We start from the raw sequence: 21,412 nt of genomic DNA on the forward strand, positions 1-21,412 counted from the left end.
TTCTTAAAAAGCAGTTGCACGAAGTATCGATTGAGTTTTAGACCCACTCCGCAGCGCGCAAATCCTCCGGTTTTCGAGCTGTCACAGACTTTGTGAAAAATTTCACAAACTGAGCTTGTGAAATTTTTCACAAGCTCCTAACCTCACCTCGTCCATGGCGAATTTCTTTCCTCGTTGGTCTAATTTTACACCACTCAAACTTGCGATTTGCCTTGGGGCTATCGGATTTGGAGTGACGTTCGTGTTTGCGGTCTACTCAGGGCCTCAGTCACAGCGGGTCGGATACCAACCCACCCAACCAATCCCTTACAGTCACGAGATTCACGTGAATCAATTGGGGATGGATTGTCGCTACTGTCACAGCTTCGTGGAGCACGGTTCTCAGGCCAACGTGCCGTCGGCAAATGTCTGTTGGAACTGTCATGGTCCAAACAAGGTGCAGTCGGATAATCCCAAGTTGTCTCCACTTTATGCGGCAATGGGAATCGATCAGGCGACTGGTGCTGAGATGACGCCTGTGCCTCTTGAGTGGGTTCGGGTTCACAAGGCTCCTGACTATGTTTACTTTAATCACTCGGCGCACGTGAATCGTGGGGTGTCCTGTCAGAGTTGTCACGGTGACGTGAATAACATGAAGGTGGTTCATCACGAGGAATCGCTCACGATGGGATGGTGTCTCGATTGTCACCGGAATCCCGAGGAGCATCTTCGTCCGATTGAGGAGGTCACCAACCTCGATTACGATGTTGAGGAATATTTGAAGGCCAATCCCATCAAGGATGCGGAAGGTAATGCAATTGAAACCCAGACTGAATTCGGGGCATTCCTGAAAGCTCACTGGAACGTCAAGCCCAAGGAGAGCTGTGCCACCTGTCACCGATAAATAGAAATTTCGTCTGAGATGAGTAAACGTGTTTGGAATCATCCCGAAGTGCCTGCTGGCGAATCTGCAACGCAGGTTTGGCGTAGCCCGGGCGAGTTGGAAGGCAACCCTTTGTTTCAGGATTGGCTGGAGCGTGAGTTTCCCGAGGGAGGGGAGTTGACGAAGGAGGAGCAGGAGCTTTCCCGTCGTAATTTTGTCAAGTTGATGGGGGCTTCTTCGGCCCTTGCGGGGTTGGGACTGGCATCTTGTCGGCGTCCAGAAACCTACATCGTTCCTTATTCCAATGCGCCAGAGTGGATTATTCCCGGTAAGGCCCTTTTCTATGCCACCGCGATGCCTCGTCCAACCGGTGCGGTGCCACTATTGGTGACGTCCTACGAAGGACGTCCCACGAAGGTGGAGCCGAACACGGATCATCCTGAATCGAGCGGGACCGATGCTTTCACACAGGCTTCAATTCTCAATCTCTACGATCCATTTCGTTCAAAAGAAGTTCTTCGTCAGGGTAAGAAGGCGACTCGAGCCGAGCTTGATGCGGCCCTCAAAGATTTCAGTGCTCAAGCGGGCAAAGTTGGGTTCGTTTTCGGAGAAGACGACAGTCCGACCAGAACGCGTCTGATTGGAGAGCTCAAGAAAAAGTTCCCTGGAGCCAAGGCTTACCGTTACGAGACTCTGGAAAGCCATGCCTCTGAAGAGGTTCTGGGTGACGGGGTTAAGATGGTGGTCGATTTCGCTAAGGCGGACCGCATTCTTTCCTTTGACTGCGATTTCACTTCCTTGGACCAAGTCGGACCAGTGAAGCCCTTCTTTGACCGTCGCCAAGGCGGCTCCCACGACGGAGGCAAGCTTTATGGTCATGACCTCGACCCAAAGAAGATGAACCGTCTTTATCAGGTCGAGGCAGCTTACTCTCTCACTGGAGGAGTCGCTGACCACCGTTTGCGGACTGCACCGAGTCAGATCATCAAGGTGGCCGCTGCGATTGCAACCGCGCTCGAGGTGTCTGGTGCGAATACCAAGCTCGAAGGAGATGACGCCAAGTGGGTTGAGGAGTGCGCAAATGACCTCAAAGCTCACGCTGGCAAGTCAGTTATCCTCGCGGGCAATCGCCACTCCAAAGAGTTGCACGAGTTGGTTGCCGCAATGAATGCCAAGTTGGGCAATGTGGGAGGGGATAAGCCAGCCTCTCTGGTTCAAACCGGCAACAAGGGACTTGCTGGTCTCACTGAGTTGGCCGCGGATTTGGAATCGGGCGCGATTGAGAACCTCGTTCTTCTAACTCCATCCAATCCCGTCTACGACGCTCCGGCTGACTTCAATTTCAAGGAACTCCTCGGGAAGGCCAAGACCTCCATTCATTGGGGACTTCGCACCGATGCAACTGCTTATGCCGCAACTTGGCACGTGCCGGCTGCTCATTATCTGGAGAGCTGGGGAGATGCCAAGACTGCCAAAGGAACCCACGCGCTTTTGCAGCCGCTCATTCTTCCTCTCTATGATGGAATCGGAGAGTTGGACCTTTTGAGCGCCTTCCTCAATGGGGGAGAGTTGAAGCTGGGTGACGAGCAGACACCTTCTGCTGGCTACGACGAGGTTCGCAAGACTTTCGAGATGGCAGCGGGTAAGGACGTTTCCGCTTGGTCGAAGGCCTTGCAGTTTGGTTTCATTGAAGCCTCTTATCCTGAAGTGGCTCTTCCTCAGGTTGCGCCCAAGCCCGGCGCTTCTCTGGAAGCTCCTGCGCCTACCAAAGACTCGTTGGACGTGATTTTCGCGGCCGATGCTTCAGTCTGGGATGGCCGATACATTGACAACTCCTGGTTGCAAGAGGCTCCAGACCCCATTTCCAAGCTGACTTGGGACAATGTGGCGTATATTTCTCCCAAAACTGCCGATTCTTTGGGCATTTCGAAGGAACTGATTGAGCTTGAGCCAATCAATAACGTTGCTGGTATCGACGTTAAAAATGCTCCTCGACCAGAAATTGGAGAAGGGGAAAAGGCCCGGGCCTACATGATCGATGTCACTCTGGGTGAGAAAACTCTCAAGATTCCAGTTCTTGTTTCCTTCGGTCTTGCCGAAAACACCATCGTTCTTCCGGTTGGATATGGCCAAGCTGCTGATGATGGACGCTCTGCCGCCATCAAGTTCGATAGCTCCAAGCCCACAGTTGGATTCGTGGGGTTGAACACGGGTTTCAATGTCTATCCTCTTCGCACAAGCGATGGCTCGTTCGTTCAAGGAGGAGCGAAGGTTGGGACGAATACCGGTCGCTACAATGTTTCGCTCACTCAAGAGCACCACGCCATGTATGGACGTGCGCTTGCCCGTGAGATTTCGACTGCTCCAGTCGAAAGCCATGGACACGAGGTTCCCTTCAAGGACCAGGTCAAGAAGGTGAGCAAGCAGGGAATGGATTCCCACATGCCGCCCAATAAGTCGATTTACAAACCAAACGACACCGAGGGTAAGCCTCTCATTTCCGATGACCGCCACCAGTGGGCAATGGCCATCGACCTGAATACTTGCATGGGTTGCAACGCCTGTCTGGTTGCTTGTCAGTCCGAGAACAATATTCCGGTTGTTGGTAAAGAGCAGGTGGCCAAAGGCCGCGAGATGCACTGGATTCGGATGGACCGCTACTATGCCGCCGCGCCTGACGGTAACGAGGACAATCCGGAAATGATTCCTCAGCCGGTTGCTTGTGTGCAGTGCGAACTGGCTCCTTGCGAAACAGTGTGCCCGGTGAATGCAACTGTTCACAACGAAGAGGGGCTCAATGTGATGGCTTACAACCGCTGTATCGGCACTCGTTACTGCGCGAACAATTGTCCTTACAAGGCGCGCCGCTTCAATTTCTTCGATTACAACAAGCGTAATCCGTTGGTTGAGAAGAATCTTTATAAAGGTCCATGGGGTGAGAAGCAGGTTGGCGATTCCCGTCACCTGCAGCGGAACCCGAACGTGTCCGTCCGGATGCGGGGGGTGATGGAGAAGTGCACCTACTGCGTGCAGCGTCTTGAAAATGCGAAAATCAAGAAGAAGCAAATCACCCGCAAGAAATCTCTCGGGATGGCTTCGACTGAGGTGAAAGTTTCAGCAGAAGATTTGCGCATCAAAGTCGATTCCGTGAAGACCGCCTGTCAGGACGCTTGTCCCGCCGGAGCGATTACCTTTGGGAACAAGCTGGACGGCAACAAGTCCGCCATGGTTCGCGCCAAGGAATCAGCACGCAACTACGACCTTTTGAACTATATCGGCACCCTGCCACGGACCAGTTACCTGGCGCGGGTGAAGAATCCTAATCCTACGATGCCCGACGCGAAGAGCGTGGGACGGGCCACCATTAACATTCACTAATAGGGCATGGCGGAAGCAACAGTCAGTAAAGAGACTTCAGCGAAAAGAGAGGGGCCTAAGTTGCCTGTTCTCGAACGTGAGAAGTTGATCCTCAACAAGCGGTCCTATAATTGGATCACGGAGCGAATCTGCGGAGTGGTGGAGAACCCCCAGCCATTGCTGTGGTGGATGCTCTTCATTCCCTGCGCACTCATCGCCGCTATCGGTGTGGGTGGGGGACTCTTTCACCTGGTTTCGACCGGGGTCGGGGTTTGGGGGAATACCAACCGTTCCATGTGGGGATGGCCCATTGTAAACTTCGTTTTCTGGATTGGTATCGGTCACGCCGGAACCTTGATTTCGGCAATTCTTTTCCTCACCCGCCAGAACTGGCGAACGTCCATCAACCGGGCGGCAGAAGCGATGACCATTTTCGCAGTGTGTTGCGCTGGTATCTTCCCGGCCTTCCACGTGGGTCGGGTCTGGATGGCGTGGTATCTGGCGCCAGTTCCGAACCCCAACGCGATTTGGCAGAACTTCAAATCTCCTCTCCTGTGGGACGTTTTTGCTGTCTCCACTTACTTCACGATTTCCTTGATTTTCTGGTATCTCGGCATGGTTCCCGACTTGGCAACCATTCGGGACCGCGCAACGGGCAAGGTTCGTAAGCTTCTCTATGGAATCTTCAGTTTGGGTTGGCGTGGCTCGAATCGTCACTGGTCACACTATGAAATGGCTTACCTCCTTCTGGCAGCTCTTTCAACACCACTCGTTCTCTCCGTTCACTCGGTTGTATCCTTTGACTTCGCGACTTCTGTAGTCCCCGGTTGGCACACCACGATTTTCCCTCCTTACTTTGTAGCGGGTGCGATTTTCGGCGGGTTCGCGATGGTTCTAACTATCATGATTCCAGCGCGCTACATCTATGGTCTGAACGACCTCATCACGATGAAGCACGTGGATAACATGGCGAAGATCATTCTCCTGACCGGTTCCATCGTCGGATACGCTTACCTGATGGAACTCTTCATGGCCTTCTACGGGGCGGCCAAGTATGAGATGGAAGCCTTCAAGCTCCGTATCGCGGGGCCTCATAACATCGCTTACTTCACTATGATGGCTTGTAACGTCATTTCTCCCCAGGTCTTCTGGTGGAAGAAGTGCCGTGAGAACCTCTGGGTGGTAATGGCCGTTTGTATGTGTGTGAACGTCGGAATGTGGTTCGAGCGTTACGTGATTATCGTTACAACTCTCTCCCGCATGTGGCTTCCCGGTGATTGGAAAACCTACAATCCAAGTGGCCAGGATATCATGTTGTTCGTGGGAACGATTGGAATGTTCCTGACTCTCTTCCTTCTCTTCCTGCGCTTCCTGCCTTGCATCAATATTGCCGAGGTGAAGTGGACCAAGGAAGAAAGCGACCCGCACTTCGAGGATAAGGAAGAGCACATTGACGAGGGCACCGAAGTCATTCCTGCCTATCAACACGAAATCGAGAAAGGGGAAGCAACAGTCTGATGAGCACTACGGTAAAACGAGTTTACGGTTACCTGGCTGAGTTCGAGAGCGCCTCGAAACTCTACAAGGCAGCAGAAAAGGTTCGCGATGCGGGCTTCGAGAAGTGGGATTGTCACTCTTCTTATCCGATTCATGGCCTCGATGCCGCGATGGGGATCAAGCGGTCAATTTTGCCCTATTTTGTCTTTTTTGGAGGACTAACTGGTTTCCTCACTGCTTTGACCCTCGCCTATGTCACCCAAGTGGAAATCTATCCCACCGTGGTGCAGGGCAAGCCTGCCAACTTTTTCACAGTTCCGGCTTTCTTCCCGATTATGTTCGAGTTGACCGTTCTCTTTTCAGGATTCACCACGCTTTTTGGACTTCTGGGACTGATGCAGTTGCCACGTCTCAATCACCCTTTGTTCGCCAGTAAGCAGTTTGCCCGTGTGACCGACGATGGATTCTTCATTTCCATCGAAGCCCGCGACCCCAAGTTTTCAGCTGAGGGAACCAAGTCTCTCCTCGCTGAGATTGGCGGAGCCAATATCGAACTGGTCGAAGACGAAAACTAAGCACAAGTCATGCTCAAATATTTCTTCATAGTCTATGCGTTCGTCGCCTTGGCCATCCTGGGAATCTTCGGAATCCCCGGCTCCAAGTTCGAGCGTCCTCCATTCCGTCTTTTTCCTGATATGGATGAGCAGGATAAGGTTAAGGGTCAGCAGCCCAGCGATTTCTTCGCCGATGGCAAAGGCTCCCGCCTTCCTGCACCTGGCACCGTTCCTAATTCCGGGGACAATGGCGAGTTTTCAGTGGATTTCGGTGCGGGACGCACCGGCTACTTCTACACTGGCATCACCGAAGGTTATTACGGCACTGGGATGCCAACCGAGTTGGAACTCACTCCCGAAGCAGCTGAAGCATTTCTTGCTCGTGGTGAGGATCGTTACGGAATCTTCTGCGCGATTTGCCACGGGGCTTCTGGAGACGGGCAAGGCACAGTGTCCAAACTGGGGCTAGCCGGAGTGCGTAACTTGCACGAGACCGGCGAAGCAGGTTTCGACCCTGCCAATTATCCGGATGGAAAAATGTTTGAAGTCATTACCCACGGCAAAGGCCAGATGGGTGCCTATGGGATGAATATTCCCGTGGAAGACCGCTGGGCGATTATTGCCTATGTGCGTGCGATGCAAGAGGCTCGCGAAGTTTCTAAAGAAGATTTGGCTCAGAAAGGGGAGGGACAGTAATGGGACATAGAGTAACATCCGCGGATATTCCGGTTAACGGCGAGCAACTGCCGAAGAGCAAGGTTCAAATAGTGATGTTCTTCACTGGGGCTATCGCTCTATTGGGACTGATTACCAGTGCGATTTTTCTCTGGGGCAACCCCGAGAAGGCGAGCGAGCTGAAGGGCAACTATTCATTCTCTTGGCTCTTTGCCGTCTTCTACTTTTTCACCATCGCTCTTGGTGGTTGCTTTTGGACTCTTCTTCACAATGTTTCGAACTCCGGATGGGGGACCTCTATTCGTCGTTTGATGGAGAATGTTGGATTCGTTTTCCCATTCATCTTTGTGTTTGCGATTCCTTTGCTCTTCCCAAGCGTTCAGGCCTACCTCTTCGAATGGATGACTGAGCATCGTGACGCTATTTCCGAGGCGAGTGACAAGTCTGCACCGATTAAGGATATTCTCAACGAGCGTGGTCACCAACACGACGGTCTGCTGGCGAACAAGGCATGGTATATGAACCTTGAGTTCTGGCATGGTCGGTTTCTCGTCTTTTTCCTCGGTCTGAGCTTCGTCATTTGGAAGCTGCGCAAGCTCTCCGTCGACCAAGACACGTGCACCTCACCGGGCACAACCCGTCTCTTCAAGGCTCGTGCCATGTCTTCATGGGGGATCGCGGTCTTTGCGGTGACCTTAACTTTCATCGCTGTCGACTGGGTGATGGGCCTCGATTACACTTGGTTTTCCACCATGTGGGGAGTTTACGTCTTCGCTGGAAGCGCCTTGAACTCGATGGCAGTCATCGTCATTGTTAGTATCCTTCTGCGCAAAGCTGGCTATCTGAAGAAAGTGGTTGGCCCCGAGCATGACCATTTGATGGGTAAGCTCATGTTCGCCTTCACGATCTTCTGGGCTTATATTTCTTTCTCCCAGTTCTTCCTTTACTGGTATGCCAACGTTACTGAGGAGACTCGTTACTTCATTCTACGGAACACTGAGAACTGGAACATCCTGAGTTACGTGTTGGTCTTTGGCCACTTCGGTGCTCCTTTCCTTCTCCTCCTTCGTTCCGACGTGAAGAAGAAGAACATCTTCATGCTCATCATGGCGGTCTATCTCTTGGGGATGCACTTCCTGGATGTCTACCACATGATTATTCCTGAGCGTGGACCTTCCGTGGGCAACATCGTGAACCACGATCCGAAGCTCTGGATGCCCGGTGCTTGGATTGGAGACATTATTGCCTTCATCATCGTTGGATGTGGCTTCGTCTTCTTCCTTCTTCGTAATCTCACTTCGGTTTCGCTCTATCCGCACCGCGATCCCCGCATTCTTGAATCTGCCAACGTTCACAACTAAATGTCCGCTACGAACGATACTCCATTAAAGCGTTTTACAGCCTTTTGGGTCGTGCTGGGAGCCTTCCTGCTCTTTGGCATCATCGCCCTGATTCTGGCTCCTTTGACCAATACTCCTGAAGTCACTGCCGCCGATGAGGCCGGTGCGACCCGCCGACTTGCAATTCGCGAGCTGGTTGAGGAGGAGCAAGCCAAGAACCTGGCGATGGTTGAGAATGGAGACAAGATTCAAGCCCCTCCGGCTGAAATCTTTGGAAAGGTCGGGGCCCAGTTGGCTTCGATCAAGCCCCAGGCCGTGAAAGAGGATCGCTTCCGTGACCCTGCTCTCGTCGCCGAGGAAGCCCCCGCCGAACAGGAGGATGCCTCAGACGCTCCTGCTGCAACTGAAACCGCCGCGCCAGCCGAATCCGAAGCTGCGCCTGAACCTGCTGATTCTTCCGACCAATAAGTCATGTCTGCCACTGTCCAGAATTCCGATCCCAAGGACGCCAAGTTGCGTGCCGATATCGACCGCTCGCTGCGCCATCCCGTGATGTTTTTCTTCACGAGTGGAGCGCTCTGGCTGCTGGTCGCGGTGCTGCTCGGTTTTGCTTCATCCTTTAAAAGTCATTCACCTGATTTTCTTGGTGATGCTGCTTGGGCGACCACCGGTCGTCTCTCTCTCGCTCACCAGAACATCCTGATTTATGGATGGGCTTGTCAGGCAGCTTTCGGCGCCATTATTTGGTTAATGGCCCGGCTTTGCCGAAAAGAGAGTAAAAATAGTATCCTGATTTTGGTTGCAGGGCACGTTTGGAATCTCGCCATCACTTTCGGCCTGTTCGGTATTCTTCTTGGTGGGAGCACCGGAGTCACTTGGATGGCTTTCCCGACCGCTGTTTGGCCGGTCCTATTGATTAGCTACATCTTGATCGCCATTTGGTCTGCGATTCAGTTTCAGGTTCGCGAAGGAGGACATATCTTTGTTTCCCAATGGTATCTTCTCGCTGCAATCATTGCGTTTCCCTGGGTATTCTTTAGCTCGCACGTTTTCGTATTTGTTCTGGATGGTCACCCCCTCATGAAAGCCGCCGTTTCTGAGTGGTATCGTGCAGGATTGGTTTTCCTTTTCCTTGCTCCGGTAGCGATTTCGGCAGCTTACTACCTGGCTCCCAAGGTGACCGGGCGTCCCGTTCACAGCTATCACTTGGCAATGTTTGGTTTCTGGTCGCTGATGGCAATCGCACCTTGGGCCGGCTTCCAGAAACTCGCAGGAGCTCCTATCCCGCGCTTCCTTCCTTACATCGGGGCCGCCGCCACTATTCTTTTCCTCATTCCTGCTTTGGCAGTAGCGGTCAATATTCTTCGCACTATTCTACAGGATGAGACCAGCGCTTCTCGCAATAGCCCTTCTCTCCGGTTCACGATGGGCGGAATGGCTGGCATGCTGATTCTTGGAGTTCTCGGTCTTTTCCTCAATACCAGCGGCACCTTGGCGATGACCCAGTTTAGCTTGACTGGATATGGAATGGATATCCTGGCAATCTACGGATTCTTCAGCATGTGTGCCTTTGGCCTCATCTACTTTGTTGTTCCTCGGGTGACCCGGCGTGAGTGGTTGTCCAAGCGCTTCATCACCAGCCACTTTTTCCTTTCTCTCTACGGGGTGGCAGCGGTTGTTCTTTTCTCCATCATGGGAGGTCTTTTCCAAGGGCAGGCTCAAAATGATTCGAACGCCCCGTGGGCTGATGCGGCCAGCTTTGGGCGAGCCTACGCGGTCGGCACGACTCTCGCATGGCTCTTCATTGCTTTCGCAAACACAATCTTCCTTTCACACCTCCTTCTTATGTGGGCACGTCTCGGACGTCGCAGCACTCATCCGACTTTGCTCGATAGTGGACATCACGCTAGTTCTCCCCACGGTCCAGAGGGAGATATCGACGAACTTCAAGCAGCCAAGGCATAAATGAACTTCAAAACTTTTTTACTCGGCCTCACAGCGGCCTTCGGTCTTCCCTGGGTTCTCGCAGTCGCGATTCCGTATACTCAAATGGCTCATCTCGAGCCGGCACGCTTCGTGGAAGCTGCCGACGGCTTCGATGGAGTCTATGAGTTTACTCGCAGCGGGAGAACGGACGGTGCCTCGATTTACGCCTCGAATGGTTGTGCTCTTTGCCACACCCAGGTGATTCGCCCCAGTTATGCCGGCACTGATATGTATCGCAAGGATTGGGCTGGTGTTCCTGCCAATGCGGCAGAGGGAATCGCCGATTCCCGCCGGGAGACCAATCCTTACGACTTCGAGGGTGAGAAGTTTGCCTATGTTGGTCAGACACGGGTGGGACCGGACTTGAGCAACGTTGCTATTCGTGCCGCTCGGCGCGGAGCAGAGAAGGGGATTGGTGCGGAGCAGTGGTTCTTGGAACACCTCTACAATCCCCGCGACTACGACTACAACTCGGTTTGTCCTTCGGTCTCTTTTCTCTTTGACGGTAGTGCTGCGAAGCCCAAATCAGACGCGAAGGCTCTCGCCGCCTATCTGATGTCCATGCGGAAGGACAACGTCATCCCTTCCTCTCTCAATCCCCGTAAACCCTAAGCGTTTTTTATTGAATCATGTCTGAACAAGACCCCAATGCGCGGCTGCGGCCCGACCTCGACGAGGAAATGAACGTGGCTGAGACCCACGCTGTTTTCGAAGGAGCCACTGCGGCTACTATCCGCGAGCGCCGTCTTCATGAAAACGGGATGGAACCCGTTCCACTCTGGTTATTTCTTTGTGCGGGTATCTCCCTTCTCGTTGGGGGAGCCGTCTTGGGCAAAGGGGGAGCGCTTTTCAACTACGGTCAGGATTCCATGTGGGCCAATGAGTGGACTGAGGACACTTCCGGGGGTCCGGAAGAAATCACCGAAGGCGAGGTTCTCCCGTTCTTCGTCAAGCAGGGAGCCAAGACGTATGGCAAATGTGCCGGTTGTCACGGAGCTGACGGAAAGGGAGACGGAGCCAATTACCCGCCTTTGGCTGGTTCTGAATGGGTGACAGGTGAGAATACTGAGGCCTTGGGAATGATTATTCTGAATGGATTGAGTGGCCCAATTGAGGTGGCTGGAAAGACTTGGAATAGCGTGATGCCCGCCCAAGGGCCGATCTCCGCAAAGGACTTGGCACCTTTGATGACCTACTTGCGAAATGGGCTCAACGATGTTGGAGATGTTGTCACTGTCGAGATGGCTCAAAAGGCTGTTGATGCCTACGAAGCCCGTGGACCAGGCAAGACCGTAACGGCCGCCGAACTTCAGGGCGGACACATGAATCTCCTTTCCGGAGAAGCAATGGACCCCACCACTATTATTGATTTCGAAACCTACCAACCAGTTGGAAATGCTGGTGGAAATTAACTGAATTTTACTTAGATTCCCCACGATGAGCGCAGCAGCACCAACCGCCGACCACGACCACGGTCATGATGATCATCACCACGATGACCACCACCCCAATTTCCTGCAGAAGTATTTCTTCTCGACGGACCACAAAACCATCGGCATTCAGTATGGATTGGTCTCACTGATTTTCCTACTCATTGGTTTTTGCCTGATGATGGTAATGCGGTGGTCGATTGCCTATCCACACGAACCGCTTCCCGAGTGGATGTCGTTTTTCTTCAGTGAGGATTGGAAAGCGCGTTGGTTACAAGACGGCATGGTGAAGGGGGAGACCTACAATATGTTTGGAGCCATGCATGGAACTATCATGGTATTCCTTGGAGTGGTGCCTCTGGGATTTGCCGCCTTCGGCAACTACGTAACCCCACTCCAGATTGGAGCCATCGACATGGCTTTTCCAAAGCTGAACATGATGAGCTTCTGGCTCTACTTCGTAGGGGGCTTGCTCATGCTGGCGAGTTTCTTCCTTAATACCGGGGCAGCTCAATCGGGTTGGACAAACTACTCTCCTCTCGCGGGCATCCAACAGTCCGGAGCGCCGAATCAGTGGATGACCGGGCAGACTTGGTGGCTCCTGGCGATGGTATTCCTGATTTCGTCTTCGCTTCTCGGCTCGGTGAACTTCATCACCACAATTATCAACCTTCGCGCGAAGGGTCTCACATGGATGCGTTTGCCGTTCTTTGTCTGGGCCATGTTGGTCACCGGTTTTCTTCTTCTCTTGGCCTTCCCACCCCTCGAAGCCGCTGCATTGATGCAGTTGAGCGACCGGGTGTTCGGTTCCTCTTTTTTCATGCCTTCCGGTTTGGTGACTGGGAATGGAGCGCTCGAAGTTGCGGGTAGTGGTAGTCCTCTCCTTTACCAGCACCTGTTCTGGTTCCTTGGCCACCCCGAAGTATACGTTCTTCTCTTGCCTGCCATCGCATGTGTCGCTGAGATTATTCCCTGCAATACCCGCAAGCCTCTTTGGGGATATCGACCCATGGTTTGGTCGGTTTTGATTCTCGGTTTCCTCAGCTTCATCGTTTGGGCTCACCACATGTATCTCACCGGAATGGGACCTGTCATCTCGACATTCTTCCAGACCACCACCGTTCTGATTTCGATTCCCTCGGTGATTCTCCTGACCTCCCTGATCATCTCGATGTGGGGTGGCTCGATCCGTTTCACGGTCCCGATGCTTTGGGCGACAGCTTTCATTCCGATGTTTGGAATTGGAGGTCTGACTGGATTGCCTCTGGCTTTCAACTTGGTTGGCCTTCACCTCCATGACACCTACTATGTGATCGGGCACTTCCACTACGTGGTGGCTCCCGGAATTCTCTTCGGTCTCTTTGCCGGCGTGTATCACTGGTATCCGAAGGTTACAGGGCGGTATATGAACAACCTTTTGGGGCACCTTCATTTTTGGCCGTCATTGATCTTCATCAACCTCTTGTTCTTCCCGATGCTGATTCAGGGCATGGCTGGTTTCCACCGTCGTTGGTATAATGGGGGAGATGCCTACCTCGCACAGGCCAGCGAAAGTGCTAACGTCTTTGGTAATACCGTTGAGCAGTATCTCCCGCTGAATATCTTGATGTCCAATGCTGCTTTCTGGTTGGCCCTTGCCCAGCTTCCGTTCATCATCAACGTTTTCTTTGCATGGCGTCGCGGCAAGAAGGTTGAGAACGACAATCCTTGGAACGCTACCACCCTTGAATGGGCGACTCCAACCCCTCCTGGACACGGCAACTTCACCTTTGAGCCTTCAGTCTATCGTGGTCCTTATGAGTATTCTCGTCCGGACAGTGAGGAAGACTATATGCCACAATGGCATGAGCCCTCTCAATCCGAGCCATCTCCGGCTCCCGTCGAAAAGGAGTCTGACGCCACTGTGGCCTAAACAGCTGATTTTCCTGATATCATGGATATTCCCTATACCGTTACTGCTCGCAAGGATACCGGCCTTTACAATGCCAAGGTCGGAATCTGGCTCTTTCTCGCTTCCGAGGTCATGCTCTTCGGTGGATTGTTTTCTGGTTACGTTTTCCTGCGTGTCTACGCGGACTTCCCTTGGCCGGAGCGTGCTCTTCCCGTCGTACCGGGATTGATCAACACCTTCATTTTGATTGGTTCCTCAGTGACCATCGTTTTTGCTTGGGCTGCGCTTAAGATGCGTAAATGGCGCCAGTTTCAGGTGTTCATGATCATTACTTTGCTTTGTGCGGGTCTCTTCATGGTTTTGAAAGGGATTGAGTATAAAGCGAAGTGGAGTCACCAAGCAGTCCGCATGAAGGACTTCGTCGTTATCGAAGGACACACTCACAAGGCGACGATTGATAACACCGGTCACATCCACCATTACCATCCCGAAGGGGAACATGGGGAAAAGGGACATGCCGCAATCGGAGATGAAGCGAACGGAATGATTCTTGTTGCTGCAGAGGGAGATTCCCATGGCGAAGAGGGTCACCATTCTGACGAGGGGCTAACCCAAAGCGAACCGTTTGAATTCAATCGCGTTGTCTTCAAAGCCGATAGCGTCACCGTAGATTTGGAAAAATTCTACGACCCTGTGATTCGCGACTTGATGAAGCAAGCCCAGGATCAGGGCAAGAGTATTGTTCTCACAGGGGACTTATACGGCCGGAGCACTCACGAAGTGGATGAAAAGTTGCTTGCGAGCAAAGGGGACCTGCTCTCGTTGGGAATGCTGAAGAAGCTCCGAGCGGTTCATTTGGATGCCAAGGCACACAACGCTGCCATCAAGACCAAGCAGAATCGTAAGGCATGGGCTCAACTTCGGGGAAGTCTTCCTAAAGATCAAAAGGGTGCGCCAAGTTACAAAATCAAAGGGGATTTGGTCCTCGATGAGGAGTTCAACAAGTTCTTGGTGAGTGCCCCGTCCTCGGTCCGGTTCGAGATTATGGATGCTGCTGAAGAAGGGACTGAGAAGACTGCCGCTTCTGCAACCTTCGTCCTTAAACCTCGCGAAGTTCGTGAAGGTGCAGAGTCTTCTTCGCTAAGAGATGGAACCTTGCTAGAGGGGGAACTTGATGCCAAGCACAGCCAGATTGAGATGGCTGCCGACGCCATTGATTTCCGCTTCGTTGCTCAGCGGGCAGTTGAGAAGGGAATCGACCCCGAAGTTGCGATTCAGAACACTTGGCTCATTAAAAACAACCCTGAGGTCAAAGAGCTTTGGGCAGAGCACAAATCTCATATCGACAAGTTGGCCAAAGAGCTCGAGAAGCATGGCTTCGACAAGAATGGCAAACCCAAGCAGTTCCCGACAGATACAGAGCGCTATCGCATGGGCTGGCAGGAACTGGTTAATATGGGTGAAGGCAAGGAAGTGATGGGCGTGTTTAGCGGTTTTGCTGGTCCCAATCACAAGAAAGATTACGCGAAGCACTTCCCGGAGATTGTCGTTCCTCGGGAGGAGACTAACTTGGAGTCCAAATTTACTCCTCGCTGGAACAACTACTATGCGATCTATTTCCTAATTACCGGCCTACACGGTCTCCACGTGATTGGTGGGGCTCTCGTCCTGGGTCACTTCCTCTTCTGTGGCAAGAAGATGTATCTCAACAATCCCGAGCGCCTCGCGAATCGCGTTGAGGTGGGGGGGCTGTTCTGGCACTTCGTTGACCTCGTCTGGATCTTCCTTTTCCCAATTCTTTACTTGATGTAATTCACCATGGCTGACTCTGTTGCTGAAATCCAAAAAGCTAAAAAGCTCTATCTATTTATTGGGCTTACTCTCTTCTTTTTCACCGTTGTTACTGTTGCAGTAGCTACTGTCGAGATACTCGACTTTGGTGGACGGGGATTTGACCACGTCGATGCGGTCATTGGTCTCATCATTGCCTCCATCAAGGCGTCGCTGGTGATGCTAATCTTCATGCACTTGAATCATGAAAAAAAGCTGGTCTACCAACTCTTCATTATGGGGATTGTTCTAGGCGTTTTTCTTATGGTCCTTACCGCATGGGCGTTCTCTGATCCGATTCGCTACGGAAAAGGAACCACCGAAGCCAACAAATCCGGGTTCTACGATCCGGAGAAAGCACCTCAAGACTAACCTTCATCTGCCATGTCACTCCGCGGTTTTCATCTCGTCTTCATCACTTTCGCTACCCTTCTTTGTTTGGGGCTTTCGGTATGGTGTTTTGGATTTGCTCCGCGTGGTAGTGGGTGGGGAGTGACGGCAATGGGAGTGGTCATGGCGGTTGCCAGCGTTCTTCTTCCATATTACGGCTTCCGTTTTTATAAGAAGGCTAAAAATCTCATTCTCTAATTTTATGAATCTCACCCTTGCCTGCACTACTTGCGCAAAAGCGTTTCATGCAGCCGGCGGCAACGCGGCTGGCCTCGCGATTCTTTTTCTTCTCGTGGTGATCGTCGCGGTTCTGGCTATGGTCGGTTTTATCATGGTTCGGATGGCCCGTCGCGAGCAGGACAACCTTGATCCGCGCTACAAGGACGATTTCAACCCTCAAAGCTCTCACTAAATTATGAACGAACTTCTCGGAGTAACCGAAAACTTTTCCGAACACGGTGGCGGTGTCGATCACATGATCGCGGTCGTCCATTGGTTCATGCTGATCCTATTCATTGGCTGGACAATCTTCTTCCTTTACTGCTGTTGGCGTTTCAACGCCCGCCGTAATCCGAAGGCTGATTACACCGGCGTGAAGAATCACGTTTCCACGCACCTCGAGGTAGGAGTGGTGATTATTGAAGCGGTGCTGCTGCTTGGCTTTGCATTTCCTCTCTGGCGCGAGCGGACTGACAAGTTCGAAGACATTCAAAAGCAAGATCCAGTTCGAGTTCGTGCGATTGGATATCAGTTTGCTTGGAATTATCATTATCCTGGTGAGGATGGTAAGTTTGGTCGTATTGACCGTCATTTGGCCTCCAATGTGGGGGACCCTTGCATTGACCCGGACGATCCGAATGGTTGGGACGACTTCACCGCTTCCACACTGAAGGTTCCTGTCAATAAGCCAACAATCGTGATGGTGACTGCTACAGATGTGATTCACAACTACGCGATCGTTCCAATGCGTGTTCAGCAAGACGCTATTCCCGGGCAGGATATTCCGATGTGGTTTACTCCTACGGAAACTCTCGAAACCTATGTTGTTTGCGCCCAGCTTTGTGGCGACCAGCATGGAAACATGCGCGGGCTGATGGAGGTTGTGAAGCAGGGGTCTTTCGACACTTGGGCTGCGGAGCAGTCTGCTGCTTCCCTCAAGCGGAACTCCAAGACCGAGGGTACGACTGAGGTTGCAGTCAACTAGAGCGACCGACAAAAGTTTAGCAGATTTCGAAAGGGCTCCTCTCAGGAGCTCTTTTTCTTTTGGAGCGGGGGTTAGCTAAAGGAGTTTTCCGCTTTCCGCGTAGGAGTAGTAGGGCTGGGAGTTGGAGGATGGTCGCCCCACAATGACATGATCTGTTAGAGTGAGATCGAGAAGTTCGGCGCCTTCAGCCAATGATTTTGTAAAGCGGTCGTCAGCCCGGCTTGGGCTGGAATCACCGGAAGGGTGGTTGTGCACGACCGCAAAGTTGTTAGACTGGTTGAGAAGAACGGGCCGAAGGACATCACGAATCAGAGCGACCGTTTGATTGCTACTTCCGTGGGAAACTTCCTGGACGGTCAGGCAGCGAAGACGTGAGTCCAGTACGATGACCCGAAGTGATTCGGTGCGTAAGGACTGCATCTGGGGTGCCATGAAGTGATAGATTTTTTCCGGGCTCGTGAGCTCCACCAAATCCAGTTTGCGACGAGCCAGGCGATTCCCGAGTTCAAATGCGGCTGCGAGCTGGCAGGCCTTGGCTGGTCCGAGTCCATGTTCTTTGGCCAAAATTTGAATCTCGGTGCGAGCTAGCCCGGGGAGGCCGCCATGATTGTCCAAAAGGCGTCTTCCAATCGCAATTGCATTTTCACCGGGTACTCCGGTGCGCAGAAAAATTGCGATGAGTTCGTCGTCCCCGAGCGACCCGGTACCGAGACGAATCATTTTCTCGCGAGGCTTTTCTCCATCGGGCAGGTCGTTAATCAACTTGCCGTTTTTCATGGGGAAAGGGGAGAGAGGAAAGAAGTGGTGGCCCGTCCCGGAATCGAACCAGGGACACAAGGATTTTCAATCCTCTGCTCTACCAACTGAGCTAACGGGCCTTCAAGTGGGGGGCGGGGATTTAGGCTGGAAGTGTGTATCTTGACAAGAGGAAAGTGATTCGAAATGCACACTTTTTTAGTCAGACGCGGACTTTGACCTTGGACCACTTCAATGTGGGGCTAGAACTAACGGTATGAAGAATGCAATTTTTCCCTTAACGATTGCCGCCAGCTTGAGTCTTTCGAGCTGTTTGGAGGAAGACAGTGGTCCGAGTCAGGAAGATTATGATTACCTTCAGGATGAGCATGATTCTCTGAAGGAGGAGCTGGAGAAAGTATATCTCGAGCTCGATGACTTCGACGCCAAGATGGAGGAATTCAAGGCGGTTGAAGAAAAGGCCAAGAGCGCGGATGAGAAGGCCAAGGAATTGAAGGAGCTCCAGAAAGTGAAGGAGGAGACCGAAGAGGAGATGCGCAAATTGCGAGAAGAGTTCGAGGCCTATCAGAAGAAGTATGAGGCGAAAGTTCGCAAGGCTGGAGAAGGGGAAGAGTTTGCGACCTTGGAGGTTGGAGGACGAACGTTGAGTTCGGTGGTCATCAGCTCGGTGAGTGAGACTGCGGTGAAAGTTCGACACGCCGATGGGTTTGCCACGTTGGATAGCGCTACGGCTCCGAACGAATGGAAAGAGCGTTTTTTTTTGCGTAGTGAACAAGAGGTTGAAGAACGAGCCCGGGAATTGGCGGCCTTCTTAAATCCTCCCGAGGAAGTCGAGGCTGTAGAGGGTGAGCCGGAGAAGAAGGTCTCTAGCTACCAACAGCGACGGCAGGAGCGCGAGCAGCAGGAAGAGGCTCTCAAGTCGCTGGGTGGTAAAGTCGAGAAGGCGATTGTTTCCATAAACGGGAGTTCAGCGCAGGGCAGCGGCTTTTTTGCACAGGACGGAATCACTACTTATCTCTATACGAGTGGGCATTTGTTAGATTCCAACGGTGACCTCAAAATCACGGACTTGAGCGGCAAAGAGTGGAAGAGCTTTGGTGAGCTGGAGGTTGCCGAGGGGACTAACATAGTGCGATTGGCGGTGACGGATCCGGTGGAAAATCTTCTTGAGCTTCGTCCTTCCGGTGACGGGCTGGGTTCCAAGACTTTAGTTGCGGCTTTTGGGCTGCAAGCCGGAGCCAATGGAGCTTCCAAGGATGACGCGCGACTCAGAGGACCACGGGATGGTCGCTACGATGTCTCGGGTGCTCTCAAGGAGTCGGTGGGAGGACCTTTGGTAACGGCCGAGGAGGAAGTGATTGGGCTGGTGACGCAAGATGCGGCGCCGCGGAAAGATATTTGGAGAGAGGATGCTCGTCACTCGCGGGTGATCCAATATGTTGCTCGTTTGGATGTCCCTTTGACTTGGAAAAAGATTCCGCTTGGACAATTTCTGACGGCAACGGAATCTCTCCAGCGATTTGATCAGGTAACAAAATTGATTGCGGCGATGGGTGCCTTGGAGCCCAGCCCCGAGGGATTGAATCTCGATGTGCGAGTCGGGGGAGGAGCTACCGTTCGAACCATCTTCGAGGACAACAAGGACCTCAATGTCGTGATGCAGGTGATGAAGGTGGAAAAGGATATGGCTGGCTCGAAAATGAAGATCAGTGAGCGTGATCTGAATCGACGATTCCGTTCTTTCTACGAGACCGTGATGCGGGGAGCCGAGAATCAGGCTCTTTCGGAAGGCGACTTTTCCTCGTATCATCAGAACGAAGTCGCAATCTCTCTAGAGGCCAGAAAGGCTGCGGTGGATTCTTTGCGAAAGGCGCATTCCGCAGTGACAGAATGAACGCAGGTTCTTTGGCGCAAGAGTTGGAGGACTTCAAAGAATTTGGAGCTAAGACTCGCCAGCTGACCCGCGAGTTCTCGGGGGTAAGGGTGCCATACTTTGTGAACGAGTTCTGGACGTCAAAGCAGCGGGCCGCCCATTCCTTGCACGAGGTTTCGTATCGGGCCTGTTTCAAGCCCCAGTTGCCCCGCTTTTTCATCGAACGTCTCACCCAAATTGGAGACCTTGTTTACGATCCCTTCATGGGGCGAGGCACGACCTTGTTAGAAGCCGCATTGCTAGACCGTGAGGTTGCGGGATGTGACATCAATCCTTTGGCCCCGATCCTGTGTGGCCCTCGTTTGGAACCGCCTCTATTGGAAGAGGTAGAAGCCCGCCTCCAGCAAATCCCTTTCCAAGGGAATGCCCTGCGAACAAAGGAAGAGCTCAACGTCTTTTTTCATCCCAAGACCTTGGCCCAGCTGAGGGATTTGCAGGATTATTTGGGTGGCAAAGGGTTGTTATTAGATGCAGTTGATCGCTGGATCCGGATGGTCGCCACAAACCGTTTGACTGGTCATTCATCGGGATTCTTTTCGGTTTATACGCTCCCTCCAAACCAAGCGACTTCGCTGGCGGCTCAGAGGCGGATTAATGAGAAGCGCCAACAGTCACCTCCGGTCCGGGATGTCCCCGCGATTATTCTCAAGAAGAGTAAGGCTTTACTCAAGAAGCTTGACCGTGGGGATGACGCGCTGTGGAGGAGAGGTCGGAACGCCCAGCTGATCACCGCTTCGGCTGCTGCGACTCCCACCTTGCCTGATTCCAGCGTGGACCTTGTGGTGACCTCGCCGCCTTTTCTGGATGTGGTGGACTACAACGGGGACAACTGGCTGCGGTGCTGGTTCAATGGTTTTGACGCGGCACAGGTTCCGATTTTGAAATTGAGTAAGCCAAGTGCGTGGCAGGAAGCAATGAGCGAAGTTCTGACGGAGTTGGCGAGGGTTTTAAAGCCGGGGGGCTTCATTGCCTTTGAGGTTGGAGAGGTGCGCAAAGGGGCGATCTTGTTGGAGGAATTAGTGGTGCCGGCCGGGTTGAACGCGGGACTGCACCCCGAGCTCGTCCTCGTCAATGAGCAAGAGTTCACCAAAACGGCCAATTGTTGGGGGGTCGAAAATCTTGGCAAAGGAACCAACACCAATCGGATCGTGGTTTTTTCCAAACCTTAGCCTTCGCGAATCGGGATGGGCTTGCCTTCGGCGGGATTGATTTTCGGCGAAGAGTATTCTTTGGATTTGAAAAAGACGGCAGGCTTGGACGTGTCGACGACGCGGGTGTTGGATAGGGCGTCATGAAGGCCTTCTCCGGTCGGTCCGAGAAAAGTGAAGAGTTCGAAAGGGATGAACCGGGCGAGAGTCCGGATGTTGATTTGAGCCAGGCTTGGTTTGGTTCCCTCAATGCTTTCCACGAGTGTGTTGGTGAGAATCTTTCCCAAAGTGCGCCGGGCTAGTAGTTCCATGACGAAGTAGTAGGTAAAGGCTATCAGCACTAAGGCGAGAGGGCTCCAAGTGGCAAGGAAAGCGCCACTCCAAATGGCATTGAAAGAGCTGGCGAAGAGGTGGGCTCCCACTTCCAGTCCAAGAGTCAATGCGGAGCAGACTGTGAAATCGATGAAGAAGTTGAGTAAGCGCTTCTCTCCGCTGGCTCGCGGATAGACGGGGTTGGGAATGCTGGTTGGATGGCTTCCCGACGAATTCATGGGCAATC

The 21,412-nt window shown here is 52.6% G+C and carries 20 protein-coding genes and 1 tRNA gene; 18 read left to right on the plus strand and 3 right to left on the minus strand.

Going from position 1 to position 21,412, the window contains the following annotated elements; all coding sequences use genetic code 11:
* Positions 1-232 precede the first annotated feature (232 nt).
* Genes IE099_RS13475 through IE099_RS13555 form a run of 16 tightly spaced genes read left to right on the plus strand, consistent with a single transcriptional unit; the run spans position 233 to position 17,016 of the window.
* Positions 233-883, plus strand: coding sequence for a cytochrome c3 family protein (locus tag IE099_RS13475; protein ID WP_229809519.1), 651 nt, complete (start codon positions 233-235; stop codon positions 881-883).
* An 18-nt stretch (positions 884-901) separates the two neighbouring features.
* Positions 902-4,240, plus strand: a complete 3,339-nt coding sequence (locus tag IE099_RS13480; protein ID WP_189570715.1) for a TAT-variant-translocated molybdopterin oxidoreductase — start codon at positions 902-904, stop codon at positions 4,238-4,240.
* A 6-nt stretch (positions 4,241-4,246) separates the two neighbouring features.
* Positions 4,247-5,737 carry an NrfD/PsrC family molybdoenzyme membrane anchor subunit gene (nrfD, locus tag IE099_RS13485; protein WP_189570717.1) on the plus strand — a complete coding sequence of 497 codons (1,491 nt, stop codon included), beginning with the start codon at positions 4,247-4,249 and terminating at the stop codon, positions 5,735-5,737.
* On the plus strand, positions 5,737-6,291 hold the full coding sequence (locus IE099_RS13490) for a DUF3341 domain-containing protein (protein ID WP_189570719.1): 555 nt from the start codon (positions 5,737-5,739) through the stop codon (positions 6,289-6,291). The genes nrfD and IE099_RS13490 overlap by 1 nt, the downstream gene beginning before the upstream one ends.
* A 9-nt stretch (positions 6,292-6,300) precedes the next feature.
* On the plus strand, positions 6,301-6,966 hold the full coding sequence (locus tag IE099_RS13495) for a c-type cytochrome (RefSeq protein ID WP_189570721.1): 666 nt from the start codon (positions 6,301-6,303) through the stop codon (positions 6,964-6,966).
* Complete coding sequence (locus tag IE099_RS13500) at positions 6,966-8,306, plus strand: hypothetical protein (protein WP_189570723.1); 1,341 nt, start codon at positions 6,966-6,968, stop codon at positions 8,304-8,306. Before IE099_RS13495 ends, IE099_RS13500 begins: the two co-directional genes overlap by 1 nt.
* Positions 8,307-8,753, plus strand: a complete 447-nt coding sequence (locus tag IE099_RS13505; protein ID WP_189570725.1) for a hypothetical protein — start codon at positions 8,307-8,309, stop codon at positions 8,751-8,753.
* Positions 8,754-8,756: 3 nt separating this feature from the next.
* Positions 8,757-10,250 carry a cbb3-type cytochrome c oxidase subunit I gene (locus IE099_RS13510; RefSeq protein ID WP_189570727.1) on the plus strand — a complete coding sequence of 498 codons (1,494 nt, stop codon included), beginning with the start codon at positions 8,757-8,759 and terminating at the stop codon, positions 10,248-10,250.
* On the plus strand, positions 10,251-10,883 hold the full coding sequence (locus IE099_RS13515; protein WP_189570730.1) for a cbb3-type cytochrome c oxidase subunit II: 633 nt from the start codon (positions 10,251-10,253) through the stop codon (positions 10,881-10,883).
* Positions 10,884-10,900: 17 nt separating this feature from the next.
* Positions 10,901-11,683 (plus strand): c-type cytochrome, encoded by a 783-nt coding sequence (locus tag IE099_RS13520; protein WP_189570732.1) that lies wholly within the window; start codon positions 10,901-10,903, stop codon positions 11,681-11,683.
* Between the two features lie 25 nt (positions 11,684-11,708).
* Positions 11,709-13,613 (plus strand): cytochrome c oxidase subunit I, encoded by a 1,905-nt coding sequence (locus IE099_RS13525; protein WP_189570734.1) that lies wholly within the window; start codon positions 11,709-11,711, stop codon positions 13,611-13,613.
* Positions 13,614-13,634: 21 nt separating this feature from the next.
* The gene (locus tag IE099_RS20830; protein WP_229809520.1) at positions 13,635-15,404 is read left to right on the plus strand and encodes a cytochrome c oxidase subunit 3; all 1,770 of its coding nucleotides are present in this window, start codon (positions 13,635-13,637) and stop codon (positions 15,402-15,404) included.
* A 6-nt stretch (positions 15,405-15,410) separates the two neighbouring features.
* A complete protein-coding gene (locus IE099_RS13540) occupies positions 15,411-15,794 on the plus strand; it encodes a cytochrome C oxidase subunit IV family protein (protein WP_189570736.1) in 384 nt (127 codons plus the stop codon).
* 12 nt (positions 15,795-15,806) lie between these two features.
* Positions 15,807-16,010, plus strand: coding sequence for a hypothetical protein (locus IE099_RS13545; protein ID WP_189570738.1), 204 nt, complete (start codon positions 15,807-15,809; stop codon positions 16,008-16,010).
* A gap of 4 nt (positions 16,011-16,014) precedes the next feature.
* The gene (locus tag IE099_RS13550) at positions 16,015-16,224 is read left to right on the plus strand and encodes a hypothetical protein (RefSeq protein WP_189570740.1); all 210 of its coding nucleotides are present in this window, start codon (positions 16,015-16,017) and stop codon (positions 16,222-16,224) included.
* A gap of 3 nt (positions 16,225-16,227) precedes the next feature.
* Positions 16,228-17,016 carry a cytochrome c oxidase subunit II gene (locus IE099_RS13555; protein WP_189570741.1) on the plus strand — a complete coding sequence of 263 codons (789 nt, stop codon included), beginning with the start codon at positions 16,228-16,230 and terminating at the stop codon, positions 17,014-17,016.
* 75 nt (positions 17,017-17,091) lie between these two features.
* Here the strand turns inward: IE099_RS13555 and radC are convergent, their stop codons facing one another.
* Both radC and IE099_RS13565 read right to left on the minus strand, forming a co-directional pair.
* On the minus strand, positions 17,092-17,793 hold the full coding sequence (radC, locus tag IE099_RS13560; protein WP_189570743.1) for a RadC family protein: 702 nt from the start codon (positions 17,791-17,793) through the stop codon (positions 17,092-17,094).
* 25 nt (positions 17,794-17,818) lie between these two features.
* Positions 17,819-17,894 (minus strand) — tRNA-Phe (locus IE099_RS13565).
* 134 nt (positions 17,895-18,028) lie between these two features.
* Between IE099_RS13565 and IE099_RS13570 the strand changes: the two genes are divergently transcribed.
* Positions 18,029-19,666 carry a hypothetical protein gene (locus IE099_RS13570; protein WP_189570745.1) on the plus strand — a complete coding sequence of 546 codons (1,638 nt, stop codon included), beginning with the start codon at positions 18,029-18,031 and terminating at the stop codon, positions 19,664-19,666.
* Complete coding sequence (locus IE099_RS13575; RefSeq protein WP_189570747.1) at positions 19,663-20,874, plus strand: DNA methyltransferase; 1,212 nt, start codon at positions 19,663-19,665, stop codon at positions 20,872-20,874. Before IE099_RS13570 ends, IE099_RS13575 begins: the two co-directional genes overlap by 4 nt.
* Here the strand turns inward: IE099_RS13575 and IE099_RS13580 are convergent.
* Complete coding sequence (locus IE099_RS13580) at positions 20,871-21,404, minus strand: RDD family protein (protein ID WP_189570749.1); 534 nt, start codon at positions 21,402-21,404, stop codon at positions 20,871-20,873. The genes IE099_RS13575 and IE099_RS13580 overlap by 4 nt on opposite strands.
* Positions 21,405-21,412: the final 8 nt, after the last annotated feature.

This window comes from Roseibacillus persicicus, assembly GCF_014651675.1.
In the GTDB taxonomy this organism is placed as follows: domain Bacteria; phylum Verrucomicrobiota; class Verrucomicrobiia; order Verrucomicrobiales; family Akkermansiaceae; genus Roseibacillus; species Roseibacillus persicicus.

What these genes read in the sequence shown, in the direction of transcription:
- IE099_RS13540 (WP_189570736.1), top strand. Translation starts at nt 15,411, where the DNA reads ATGGCTGACTCTGTTGCTGAAATCCAAAAAGCTAAAAAGCTCTATCTA.
- IE099_RS13570 (WP_189570745.1), top strand. Translation starts at nt 18,029, where the DNA reads ATGAAGAATGCAATTTTTCCCTTAACGATTGCCGCCAGCTTGAGTCTT.
- IE099_RS13515 (WP_189570730.1), top strand. Translation starts at nt 10,251, where the DNA reads ATGAACTTCAAAACTTTTTTACTCGGCCTCACAGCGGCCTTCGGTCTT.
- IE099_RS13525 (WP_189570734.1), top strand. Translation starts at nt 11,709, where the DNA reads ATGAGCGCAGCAGCACCAACCGCCGACCACGACCACGGTCATGATGAT.
- IE099_RS20830 (WP_229809520.1), top strand. Translation starts at nt 13,635, where the DNA reads ATGGATATTCCCTATACCGTTACTGCTCGCAAGGATACCGGCCTTTAC.
- IE099_RS13510 (WP_189570727.1), top strand. Translation starts at nt 8,757, where the DNA reads ATGTCTGCCACTGTCCAGAATTCCGATCCCAAGGACGCCAAGTTGCGT.
- IE099_RS13480 (WP_189570715.1), top strand. Translation starts at nt 902, where the DNA reads ATGAGTAAACGTGTTTGGAATCATCCCGAAGTGCCTGCTGGCGAATCT.
- IE099_RS13580 (WP_189570749.1), bottom strand. Translation starts at nt 21,404, where the DNA reads ATGAATTCGTCGGGAAGCCATCCAACCAGCATTCCCAACCCCGTCTAT.
- IE099_RS13520 (WP_189570732.1), top strand. Translation starts at nt 10,901, where the DNA reads ATGTCTGAACAAGACCCCAATGCGCGGCTGCGGCCCGACCTCGACGAG.
- IE099_RS13575 (WP_189570747.1), top strand. Translation starts at nt 19,663, where the DNA reads ATGAACGCAGGTTCTTTGGCGCAAGAGTTGGAGGACTTCAAAGAATTT.
- IE099_RS13550 (WP_189570740.1), top strand. Translation starts at nt 16,015, where the DNA reads ATGAATCTCACCCTTGCCTGCACTACTTGCGCAAAAGCGTTTCATGCA.
- IE099_RS13500 (WP_189570723.1), top strand. Translation starts at nt 6,966, where the DNA reads ATGGGACATAGAGTAACATCCGCGGATATTCCGGTTAACGGCGAGCAA.
- IE099_RS13490 (WP_189570719.1), top strand. Translation starts at nt 5,737, where the DNA reads ATGAGCACTACGGTAAAACGAGTTTACGGTTACCTGGCTGAGTTCGAG.
- IE099_RS13495 (WP_189570721.1), top strand. Translation starts at nt 6,301, where the DNA reads ATGCTCAAATATTTCTTCATAGTCTATGCGTTCGTCGCCTTGGCCATC.
- IE099_RS13545 (WP_189570738.1), top strand. Translation starts at nt 15,807, where the DNA reads ATGTCACTCCGCGGTTTTCATCTCGTCTTCATCACTTTCGCTACCCTT.
- IE099_RS13555 (WP_189570741.1), top strand. Translation starts at nt 16,228, where the DNA reads ATGAACGAACTTCTCGGAGTAACCGAAAACTTTTCCGAACACGGTGGC.
- IE099_RS13505 (WP_189570725.1), top strand. Translation starts at nt 8,307, where the DNA reads ATGTCCGCTACGAACGATACTCCATTAAAGCGTTTTACAGCCTTTTGG.
- nrfD (WP_189570717.1), top strand. Translation starts at nt 4,247, where the DNA reads ATGGCGGAAGCAACAGTCAGTAAAGAGACTTCAGCGAAAAGAGAGGGG.
- radC (WP_189570743.1), bottom strand. Translation starts at nt 17,793, where the DNA reads ATGAAAAACGGCAAGTTGATTAACGACCTGCCCGATGGAGAAAAGCCT.